This window comes from Roseateles sp. (genome assembly GCF_039929605.1).
In the GTDB taxonomy this organism is placed as follows: Bacteria; Pseudomonadota; Gammaproteobacteria; order Burkholderiales; family Burkholderiaceae_C; genus Pelomonas.
On sequence record NZ_JBDSQX010000033.1, the window covers coordinates 69,626 to 78,804 of the forward strand.

12 protein-coding genes are annotated in these 9,179 nt (G+C 68.7%); 8 read left to right on the top strand and 4 right to left on the bottom strand.

The window, feature by feature from the left end; all coding sequences use genetic code 11:
- Positions 1-66: 66 nt before the first annotated feature.
- The 8 genes from ABIS05_RS05120 to ABIS05_RS05155 all read left to right on the top strand — a co-directional run bounded on the left by ABIS05_RS05120 (position 67) and on the right by ABIS05_RS05155 (position 4,188).
- On the top strand, positions 67-750 hold the full coding sequence (locus tag ABIS05_RS05120) for a PEP-CTERM sorting domain-containing protein (RefSeq protein WP_348013265.1): 684 nt from the start codon (positions 67-69) through the stop codon (positions 748-750).
- On the top strand, positions 747-1,037 hold the full coding sequence (locus ABIS05_RS05125) for a DUF6916 family protein (protein ID WP_348013266.1): 291 nt from the start codon (positions 747-749) through the stop codon (positions 1,035-1,037). Before ABIS05_RS05120 ends, ABIS05_RS05125 begins: the two co-directional genes overlap by 4 nt.
- Positions 1,038-1,045: 8 nt before the next feature.
- On the top strand, positions 1,046-1,555 hold the full coding sequence (locus tag ABIS05_RS05130; RefSeq protein ID WP_348013267.1) for a tail fiber protein: 510 nt from the start codon (positions 1,046-1,048) through the stop codon (positions 1,553-1,555).
- A 17-nt stretch (positions 1,556-1,572) separates the two neighbouring features.
- Positions 1,573-2,088, top strand: coding sequence for a tail fiber protein (locus ABIS05_RS05135; RefSeq protein ID WP_348013268.1), 516 nt, complete (start codon positions 1,573-1,575; stop codon positions 2,086-2,088).
- Positions 2,089-2,098: 10 nt separating this feature from the next.
- On the top strand, positions 2,099-2,620 hold the full coding sequence (locus ABIS05_RS05140; protein ID WP_348013269.1) for a tail fiber protein: 522 nt from the start codon (positions 2,099-2,101) through the stop codon (positions 2,618-2,620).
- An 8-nt stretch (positions 2,621-2,628) separates the two neighbouring features.
- Positions 2,629-3,111, top strand: a complete 483-nt coding sequence (locus tag ABIS05_RS05145) for a GNAT family N-acetyltransferase (protein ID WP_348013270.1) — start codon at positions 2,629-2,631, stop codon at positions 3,109-3,111.
- Complete coding sequence (locus ABIS05_RS05150; protein WP_348013271.1) at positions 3,108-3,470, top strand: DUF6916 family protein; 363 nt, start codon at positions 3,108-3,110, stop codon at positions 3,468-3,470. The genes ABIS05_RS05145 and ABIS05_RS05150 overlap by 4 nt, the downstream gene beginning before the upstream one ends.
- A gap of 97 nt (positions 3,471-3,567) precedes the next feature.
- Complete coding sequence (locus tag ABIS05_RS05155; protein WP_348013272.1) at positions 3,568-4,188, top strand: response regulator; 621 nt, start codon at positions 3,568-3,570, stop codon at positions 4,186-4,188.
- Here ABIS05_RS05155 and ABIS05_RS05160 read toward each other — a convergent pair whose 3' ends face one another.
- The 4 genes from ABIS05_RS05160 to ABIS05_RS05175 form a co-directional block, all read right to left on the bottom strand.
- Positions 4,189-4,572 carry a hypothetical protein gene (locus ABIS05_RS05160; protein WP_348013273.1) on the bottom strand — a complete coding sequence of 128 codons (384 nt, stop codon included), beginning with the start codon at positions 4,570-4,572 and terminating at the stop codon, positions 4,189-4,191. It lies immediately after the preceding gene.
- Positions 4,573-4,746: 174 nt separating this feature from the next.
- Positions 4,747-6,621: an ATP-binding cassette domain-containing protein gene (locus ABIS05_RS05165; RefSeq protein ID WP_348013274.1), complete on the bottom strand. Its 1,875-nt coding sequence runs from the start codon at positions 6,619-6,621 to the stop codon at positions 4,747-4,749.
- 34 nt (positions 6,622-6,655) lie between these two features.
- Positions 6,656-7,480, bottom strand: coding sequence for an S-formylglutathione hydrolase (gene fghA, locus ABIS05_RS05170; RefSeq protein ID WP_348013275.1), 825 nt, complete (start codon positions 7,478-7,480; stop codon positions 6,656-6,658).
- A gap of 8 nt (positions 7,481-7,488) precedes the next feature.
- On the bottom strand, positions 7,489-8,829 hold the full coding sequence (locus tag ABIS05_RS05175) for a dicarboxylate/amino acid:cation symporter (protein ID WP_348013276.1): 1,341 nt from the start codon (positions 8,827-8,829) through the stop codon (positions 7,489-7,491).
- Positions 8,830-9,179: the final 350 nt, after the last annotated feature.

Sequence of the window (9,179 nt, forward strand, 5' to 3'; positions counted from 1 at the left end):
ACCCTCTGGCGCCGGGGGGTCGGCGGGCGTCCACTGGGCCCCGCTCAACGCACGGGGGAGAAGGTCATGTCCAGTTTTCGTTTGCGCCTCGGTCAACAGATCGGCGCGCTGTGTCTGGCCCTGGCCTCGCTGTCGGCCCAGGCCGATTTCGCCAGCGACATCACGGTCAAGCTGATCGCCCCCGGTGGGCTGACCGGCGATGCCACGCCCATCAGCCTGTCGCAGACCGTCGCGTCGGCTGACCTCGCCAGTGGCGTGCTCGCCGGCAACCTGGGCGGCTCGGGCGAAGTGAGCGACTTCATGCTGGACAACGAGCGGGTGTTCTTCTCGGGCAACTCCATCCTCATCCGCGCCGCCGCCGGCGACGTGATCGGCGGCGATCTGGTGACCGGTTATCTCGGCGCCGGTGGCAGCCCGGCCCGCTACGAGATCAGCGGCCTGAGCGTCACCGGCCAAACCATCACCGGCTTCATGGCCTATGCCTTCGACGGCTTTGCCACCTCAGGCACGAGCAGCGCGACAGGCCTGCAAAGCCCGGCCAGCGCGGGCAGCCTGGTGCAGTGGGTGAACGCCAGCACCATCAGTTTCGACGTCAGCAGCATCGTCTTCGCGCGCCGCTTTGCGGGCGACACCGACAACTACGCCGAGTTCCGCATCGATCTGCTGACCACGCCTGTGCCCGAGCCTGCGACCTGGCTGCTGCTGTCCGGCGGCCTGTTGGCTGTGCTGCGCCGGAGCCGCAAATCATGAGCGAGGCCACGCTGGCCCGCTTCGAGCCGCTGGTCGGCAGCCGCTTCACGCTGCGGCTGGACGACGCGGCCGAGTTGCCCGCCGAACTCATCGACGCCCGCGCCGGCCGCAGTGCTGCGCCGGGCGGCCGCCAGCCCTTCAGCCTCACCTTCGCGGCCTCGCCCGAGCCGGCGCTGCCGCAGCGCATCTACCGCCTCGAACACCCGCAGCTCGACGCGATGGACATCTTCCTCGTGCCCGTGGGCCGCACCGCCACCGGCCTGCAGTACGAAGCCGTCTTCAACTAGGAGCCACCATGTCGGACCCCTTCCTCGGCGAACTCAAGTTGATGAGCTTCGCCTACCCACCCAAGGGCTGGGCGCTGTGCGACGGCCGGCTGCTGCCCATCAACCAGAACCAGGCGCTGTTCGCGCTACTCGGCACCACTTACGGCGGCAACGGCCAGACCACATTCGCGCTGCCCGACCTGCGTGGCCGCGCGCCGCTGCACAGCGGTGATGGCGTCGCCCTGGGCGACAAGGCCGGGCAGGAGGCCGTGACGCTGACGGCGGCGCAGATGCCTTCGCACACACACACGCTGACGGCCACCAGCGACCTGGCCAATGCCAGCGTGCCAGCCGGCGCCGTGCCGGCCGCCAAGGCGCGCGGCGGCATGAGCCGCTATGCCCCGGCCGGCAGCGGCACGGCGATGGCCGGTGCCTCGCTAGCGCTCAGCGGCGGCAACCAGCCCCACCTCAACATGCAGCCGTTCACGGTGCTGAGCTGGGTCATCGCGCTGCAGGGCATCTTCCCCAGCCGCAACTGAACGAGGAGAGAGCTGCCATGTCCAACCCCTACGTGGGCGAAATTCGCCTGTTTGCCGGCAGCTTCTCGCCCACCGGCTGGATGCTCTGCCAGGGCCAGCTCGTGTCCATCGCCGAGAACGACGTGCTGTTCCAACTGATCGGCACGACCTATGGCGGCGACGGCCAGAACACGTTCGCGCTGCCCGACCTGCGCGGCCGCGTGCCGGTGCACCAGGGGCTGGGACCGGCCACGTCGGCGCGCACGCTCGGCGAGCTTGGCGGCACCGAGACCATCACGCTGGTGCGCAACGAAATGCCCGCCCACACCCACGCATTGCAGGCCAGCGCGGCAACGGCCAGCGGCACGGCACCCGGCGGCGCCGTGCTGGCGGCCACCACCGTGGCCAGCTACGGCCCGGCGCCCGCCACAACGGCCATGACGGCGAGTGCCGTGGGCAGCGCCGGTGGCGGCCAGCCGCACCAGAACATGGCGCCGACGCTGGCGGTGAACTACATCATTTCGCTGTACGGCATCTACCCGTCACAGTTCTGAGGAGCACACCATGTCCGACCCCTTCGTCGCCGAGATCCGCGTGCTGCCCTTCAACTTCGCGCCCACGGGCTGGGCGAGCTGCGATGGCCAGCTGATGCCCATCAGCCAGAACACCGCCCTCTTCTCGCTGATCGGCACCTACTACGGCGGCGACGGCAAAAGCACCTTCGGCCTGCCCAACCTGGGCGGCCGCTTCGCGATGGGCGCGGGCCAGGGTCCCGGCCTCAGCGAGCGCTACCTGGGCGAGGCCATCGGCCAGGCCAGCGTCGCGCTGCAGCCCAGCGAAATGCCCGGCCACAACCATGCGCTGATGGCCAGCGTCACGCCCGCATCGACCAGCCCGGTCGGCAACATGATGGCGCCGACGGCCATCGGTGGCGGCAACGCCTACCGCGCACCGGGCGCGCCCGCGCCCATGGCCGCCTCGGCAATCGGCGTGGCGGGCGCCGGCCAGCCGCATGAGAACCGCCAGCCCTATCTGGCGCTGACGTTCTGCATCGCGCTGCAGGGCATCTTCCCCTCCCGTAACTGAGGTCGCGAATGGACTACCGCTTGCGCGTGGCGACACCGGCGGACGACGGCCGGCAGCTCGCCATCTACGCCAGCACGCGGGCCGACGAGCTGGCGTTGACGGGCTGGCCGGCCGAGCAATGCGAAGCCTTCGTGCGCCAGCAGCACGGCGCTCAACAGCAGCACTACGCACGGCATTTCCCGCGCTCGGTCTGCCAGCTCATCGTCGTCAATGGCGAGGACGTGGCCGGCCGCCTCTGGCTGGACGAACGCGGCGACCGCCTGCACATCCTCGACATCGCGCTGCTGCCCGCCTGGCGCGGCCAGGGCCTGGGCACGCGCTGCCTGCGGGCGCTGGCCGAGGGTGGCCGGCGCCTGAGCATCCAGGTCGAGACCCACAACCCCGCCCGGCGGCTCTACGAGCGGCTGGGCTTTGTTCCCGAGGGCGAGCCCCAAGGCCTCTACCAGGCCATGTTGCGACCCGCCCTGCAGCCCGAGGAGTGCCTGCCATGATGAACAAGCGCAATTTCCTGAAGAGCGGTGCGACCGCCGTCGTCGCTGCGGCCGGCACGACCGCCGCGCTGGCCGCCGTGCGCCCCAGCCTGGGGGATCTGTCCGGCCAAGCCAGCTGGCAAGCCCACCTCGGCCAGGCCTTCGAAGTGGACGGCCACGCCGTCACGCTGCAGGCGGTGCAGCCGCTGGCGAGCCACCAGCCGGGCGAGCAGTTCAGCCTCGCGTTCACCGGCGTGCTACCGCCCAGTCTGGGCGACGGCCTGCACACATTGAGCCGTGCCGGCACCGACGCGGTGCAGCTTTATCTGGCCCGAACGCCACTCGGCCTGCGCGCCGATTTCTGTCGCCTGCAAGGCTGACGAATAGGTCACGCCGGCGCGCCTTTGCTGGCCGGGCGGCACTGCGGCCGCCCGCAGAATGCGCGTTGATCGCCACGGGCGGCGATCCGATCTGGCCATGACCGAACCTTTGAAATTTCTTGTTGTCGACCCGCTCTCCGGTGTCCAGTCTTTCGCCCGCCAGCTGCTGCAAAGCCAGGGCTTCTCCGCCGACAGCATCCTGTGCTGCGCCGACACAGACAGCGCCCTCGCGCAAGGCCTGCTGTTCAAACCCGACTTCCTCATCACCGACTGGTTCCCTAGGGCGCCCTTGACCGGCATCCAGCTGTTCCAACGCCTGAAGGAATCGCAGCCGCGCCTGCATCTGTCGTTGCTCAGCTTCGAGGTCACGCCCGAGCATGAGCTGCAAGCCGAGGCCCACGGTGCGCATTTCCTGCTGAAGAAACCCTTCACGGCCGAGCAGTTGAAGGCGCAGATGACGCGCTCGCTCGAAGCGCTGGCCAAGAACTCACCCGGCCTGCACGGCCAGGTTCGCGACGTGATGCGCCAGGCCCGCCCGGCGCCGCGTGTGGCCCTGCCCGCCATCGCGCCGCTGCCCGTCATCAAGCCCGGCGACAGCGTGCGCTACAAGGGCCAGCGCCATGTGGCGCAGTACGTCGTGCACCGTCCCGGCGAGACCGTCGTGCAGCTCAAGGGCATGGCGGCGTTGATCCCGCTGGACCAGCTCCAGCCGGCCTGATCAGGCCCAGAGACTGACCGCCATCAACAGCGGATACGGCAGCGCCACCGTCGGCCGCAGCGCGCTCTTCAGGTACTGGGCCACCAAGCCCAGGCCACGCGGACGGCGGGCGGCCCAGTCACTGTGCAACTGCATGGCTGCGGCGTCGGCAGCCCCTGACTTCAACGCCGGTTCGATAGCCAGCAGGCGGTCGCCAAGGCGGCCCTGGAAGGTCTTGAGCACGCCCTCCTGCAGCCACAGCAGGGCCAGCAGCGGCAGCGTGACGCGCGGGTCCGGCACCAGCACCACGGCAGCAAAGCCGCTGAGCTTCACGCCCAGCGCCAAGGCCTCGTAGCGCTCGTGCTGGCTCTGCAGCGCCAGCCATTCGTGATGCAAGGCGTTCATGTCAGTGTTCCATGGTGCGTTGACGACTTGCGCGCGGGCCGAGCGCTGGGCCGCTCCCAAGCCGGCCCACGGGCGATGTGCGAGCGGGGCCTTCCCCGCGAGCATCGCCGCCCCCCTGGGGGACCGACCAGGCTTGCCCGCGTTCAGCGAGGCGAGACTGGGCGAGGTGCAGCCTCACTTCGCTTCGAGCACTTCCCAGCGCGCCATCAGCTCCAGCAACTCGCCGTCGATATCGGCGGCGCGGTCGGTCACCTCGGCGATGCGGGCGGCGCCCTGCGCGTAGAGCTCGCTGCCGGCCAGCAGCGCGTGGAGCTGCTTCTGCTCGGCCTCCAGAGCGGCAATGGCCTTGGGGATCTCCTCCAGCTCGCGCTGCTCCTTGTAGCTGAGCTTGCGCTTGCTGGCGACGACCGGCGCGGGCGCAGGCGCAGCCGGCGGAGGCGTGGGCGCGGCGGCCTTGGGCTGCTGGGCCTGCAGGGCCGCAGCACGCTTGGACTGCGTCAGCCAGTCCTGCACGCTGCCCTCGTACTCGCGCCAGCGCGCATCGCCCTCGTAGACGAGCGTGGACGTGACGACGTTGTCCAGGAAGCGCCGGTCATGGCTGACGAGGAAGACGGTGCCGTCGTACTCGGCCAGCAGCTCCTCCAGCAGTTCCAGCGTCTCGATGTCGAGGTCGTTGGTGGGTTCGTCCAGCACCAGCACGTTGGCCGGCCGCGCGAACAGGCGCGCCAGCAGCAGGCGGTTGCGCTCGCCGCCGCTCAGCGTGCGCACGGGCGAGTTAGCCCGTGCCGGCGAGAACAGGAAGTCGCCGAGGTAGCTCTTGACGTGCTTCTTCTGGTTGCCGATCTCGATCCACTCCGAGCCGGGGCTGATGGTGTCGGCCAGCGTCGCGTCGAGGTTGAGCGTGTCGCGCATCTGGTCGAAATAGGCGACCGTCAGCTTCGAGCCCTGGCGCACCGAGCCACTGTCGGGCGCCAGCTCGCCGAGGATCATCTTCAGCAGCGTCGTCTTGCCGGCGCCGTTGGGGCCAATCAGGCCGACCTTGTCACCGCGCAGGATGGTGGCGGTGAAGTCGCGCACGATGGCGCGGTCGCCGTAGCTCTTGCACACGTCTTCCAGCTCGGCCACGATCTTGCCGCTGGCGCCGCCGGTGTCGATGTCCAGCCTGACCTTGCCCTGCACGTCGCGCCGCGCCGCGTGGGCCTGGCGCATCACGTCCAGACGCTGGATGCGCGCGACGGAGCGCGTGCGGCGGGCTTCCACGCCCTTGCGGATCCAGATCTCTTCCTGCGCCAGCAGCTTGTCGAAGCGGGCGTTGAACAGCGCCTCGTTCTCCAGCTCGTAGGCCTTGGCGGCCTGGAAGGCGGCGTAGTTGCCGGGGTAGCCGCGCAGCTGGCCGCGGTCCAGCTCGACGATGCGGTTGGCGACGTTGTCGAGAAACGCGCGATCGTGGGTGATCAGCAGCAGCGAGCCCTTGAAGTCGTTCAGCAGGCCTTCCAGCCAGGTGATGGCGTCCAGATCCAGGTGGTTGGTCGGCTCGTCCAGCAGCAGCACGTCGGGCTGGGCCACCAGCGCGCGGCCGAGCGCCACGCGCTTCTTCAGGCCGCCGGAGAGGCTGCCGACGAGGCGCTCGCCGTCCAGGTCCAGGCGGTGCAGCGTTTCTTCGACGCGCTGCTCCCAGTTCCAGGCGCCGATGTGCTCGATGCGCTCCTGCACCCAGGCCAGGTCGTCGTTCTCGTCGTGGATCTCGTAGCGCTCGCGCAGCGCCTTGGCCTCGGCCACGCCCTCGCTGATGACGTCGAAGATGGTCGCGTCGCCACGCAGGATGGGTTCCTGCGGCACGTAGACGTTGGTGAGGCCCTGTTGCTGCTGCAGCAGGCCGTCGTCGAGCTTCTCGAGGCCGGCGAGGATCTTCAGCAGCGAGGATTTGCCGGTGCCGTTGCGGCCGATGAGGCCGACGCGTTCGCCGACTTCGAGCGAGAAACCGGCACCGTCGAGCAAGGCGACATGGCCAAAAGCGAGGTGGGCGTTGGTGAGGGAGAGGACTGCCATCGGGCGATTGTCCCCGACGGCTCCGCAGGACTCGTCAAATCAGGGCGCTGGCGTGGTGGCGCAGGTGGTCGTCGACAAAGCTGGCGATGAAGTAATAGCCGTGGTCGTAGCCGGCGTGGCGGCGGACGTTGAGCGGCTGGCCGGCGGCGGCGCAGGCGGCTTCGAAGGCCTCGGGGTGCAGTTGTTCGGCCAGGAACTTGTCGGCCAGGCCCTGGTCGATGAGGATGCCGCCTGGGTAGGGCGGTGCGTGTCGGGCCTTCATCAGCTCGCTGGCGTCGTGGCCCGCCCAGGCGGCGCGGTCCTCGCCCAGGTAGCCGGCGAAGGCCTTACGGCCCCAGGGGCAGCGCATGGGCGCGGCGATGGGGGCGAAGGCGGACAGCGACGCGAAGCGGCCCGGGTGGCGCAGCGCCAGCGTCAGCGCGCCGTGGCCGCCCATGGAGTGGCCGAACAGGCCCGTCTTGGTGAGGCCGGTCTCGCGCTGCACCAGCGGCAGGAGCTCGTTGAGCAGATAGCTCTCCATGCGCCAGTGCTTGGCCCAGGGCTCCTGCGTCGCGTCGAGGTAGAAGCCGGCGCCAACGCCGAAGTCCCATGATTCGCTCTCGCCAGCCACATTCGCGCCGCGCGGGCTGGTGTCGGGCATCAGCAGCGCCAGGCCCAGTTCGGCTGCGAGGCGCTGCGCGCCGGCCTTGGTGGTGAAGGTTTCCTCGTTGCACGTCAGCCCGGCGAGGAAGACGAGCAACGCCTTCGGCTGCGGCGGCAGGAACAGCGCAAAGCGCATCGGCAGGCCGATCTCGGCCGATTCGTGGCGGTGGAACCGCTGGGTGCCGCCAAAGCAGCCATGTTCCGACAACAGTTCCATTCCAACCCTCAAGTCGCCATGTGTCGGTCGACTTTATCCAGGACTTCCTCGGGCTCTTCCGCCTCGGCGGGCGTTTCGTTGTTCAGCACGGCCTGCAGGCGGGCCGTGTCCAGGTCGCCCGTCCACTTGCCGACGACGACCGTGGCCACGCCGTTGCCGATCAGGTTGGTCAGCGCGCGCGCCTCGGACATGAAGCGGTCGATGCCCAGGATCAGCGCCAGCCCCTCGACCGGCACGTGGCCGACGGCCGACAGCGTGGCCGCCAGCACGATGAAGCCGCTGCCCGTCACGCCCGCAGCGCCCTTGCTGGTCAGCAGCAGCACGCCGAGCAGCGTGATCTGCTGCATCAGCGTCATCGGCGTGTCGGTGGCCTGCGCGATGAAGACGGCGGCCATCGTCAGGTAGATGGAGGTGCCGTCGAGGTTGAAGGAGTAGCCGGTCGGGATGACCAGGCCCACCGTGGACTTGCGCACGCCCAGGTTCTCCAGCTTGGCCATCATGCGCGGCAGCACCGACTCGCTGGACGAGGTGCCCAGCACGATGAAGAGCTCTTCCTTGATGTACTTGATGAACTTCCACACCGAGAAGCCATGCGCCTTGGCGATGGTGCCGAGCACGATGAAGATGAAGATCAGGCAGGTGGCGTAGAACGCGCCCATCAGCTTGGCCAGCGACACCAGCGAGCCCAGGCCGTACTTGCCGATGGTGAAGGCCATGGCGCCGAAGGCACCGATGGGGGCGACCTTCATGATCATGCCGACGATGGCGAACAGCACGTGCGAGGTCTTCTCGATGCCGTCGAACACCAGCGTGCCGCGGCCGCCGAAGCGGTGCAACGCAAAGCCAAACAGCAGCGCAATCAGCAGCACCTGCAGCATCTCGCCCTTGGCGAAGGCGTCCACCACCGTCGTCGGGATGATGGCCAGCAGGAAGCTCACCGTGTCCTGCAGCTTGCCGGGCCCGGTGTAGGCAGCGATGCCCTTGGTGTCCAGCGTCTTGGGGTCGACATGCATGCCCTCGCCCGGCTGCAGCAGGTTGACGACGACGAGGCCGACGATGAGGGCGATGGTCGACACGACTTCGAAGTACAGCAGCGCGTAGCCGCCGGTCTTGCCGACGCGTTTCATGTCCTCCATGCCGGCGATGCCCACCACCACCGTGCAGAAGATGATGGGCGCGATGATCATCTTGATCAGCTTGATGAAGCCGTCACCCAGCGGCTTGAGCGCCTCGCCGGTCTGGGGCCAGAAATGGCCGACGAGGACGCCGATGACGATGGCGATGATGACCTGGGCGTACAGCGATTTGTAGATGGGCTGTTTGCCGGTGGTTGTAGCTATGGCTTGCATGCGCGTCTCCGGGCAGTTCTGCGAGTGGCTGGGTTGGGCGGCAGCTTAGGCTTGATCGTGTGGCGTGGGGGTGTGGCTTCCCACATGAATTGCAAACGTGGGGGGTGCCGCGTTTTGCAGGCAGTGCGTCTGCTCGCTGCATTGCCGGGAGTCCCGCCCGGCGGCGGGGTAACTTTGGCTTCGCCGCAACCTTCGGTTTTCTTCTGCGGGGCCAGAAGAAAGTCAAAGAAGAGGCCCTGAACCGCACTCGAGCGCGGCGCTGCCATCAGCGGCGCGCGAAAACGACCGGTGCCATTGCGCCTAGACGCGACCCGCTGCGCTCTCGCTGCTGTCCTTGTGAAGAGCACCAT

Coding starts and splice junctions, on each gene's coding strand:
- ABIS05_RS05165 (WP_348013274.1), bottom strand. CDS start 6,621: ATGGCAGTCCTCTCCCTCACCAACGCCCACCTCGCTTTTGGCCATGTC.
- ABIS05_RS05150 (WP_348013271.1), top strand. CDS start 3,108: ATGATGAACAAGCGCAATTTCCTGAAGAGCGGTGCGACCGCCGTCGTC.
- ABIS05_RS05155 (WP_348013272.1), top strand. CDS start 3,568: ATGACCGAACCTTTGAAATTTCTTGTTGTCGACCCGCTCTCCGGTGTC.
- ABIS05_RS05120 (WP_348013265.1), top strand. CDS start 67: ATGTCCAGTTTTCGTTTGCGCCTCGGTCAACAGATCGGCGCGCTGTGT.
- ABIS05_RS05175 (WP_348013276.1), bottom strand. CDS start 8,829: ATGCAAGCCATAGCTACAACCACCGGCAAACAGCCCATCTACAAATCG.
- ABIS05_RS05125 (WP_348013266.1), top strand. CDS start 747: ATGAGCGAGGCCACGCTGGCCCGCTTCGAGCCGCTGGTCGGCAGCCGC.
- ABIS05_RS05130 (WP_348013267.1), top strand. CDS start 1,046: ATGTCGGACCCCTTCCTCGGCGAACTCAAGTTGATGAGCTTCGCCTAC.
- ABIS05_RS05135 (WP_348013268.1), top strand. CDS start 1,573: ATGTCCAACCCCTACGTGGGCGAAATTCGCCTGTTTGCCGGCAGCTTC.
- ABIS05_RS05160 (WP_348013273.1), bottom strand. CDS start 4,572: ATGAACGCCTTGCATCACGAATGGCTGGCGCTGCAGAGCCAGCACGAG.
- ABIS05_RS05145 (WP_348013270.1), top strand. CDS start 2,629: ATGGACTACCGCTTGCGCGTGGCGACACCGGCGGACGACGGCCGGCAG.
- fghA (WP_348013275.1), bottom strand. CDS start 7,480: ATGGAACTGTTGTCGGAACATGGCTGCTTTGGCGGCACCCAGCGGTTC.
- ABIS05_RS05140 (WP_348013269.1), top strand. CDS start 2,099: ATGTCCGACCCCTTCGTCGCCGAGATCCGCGTGCTGCCCTTCAACTTC.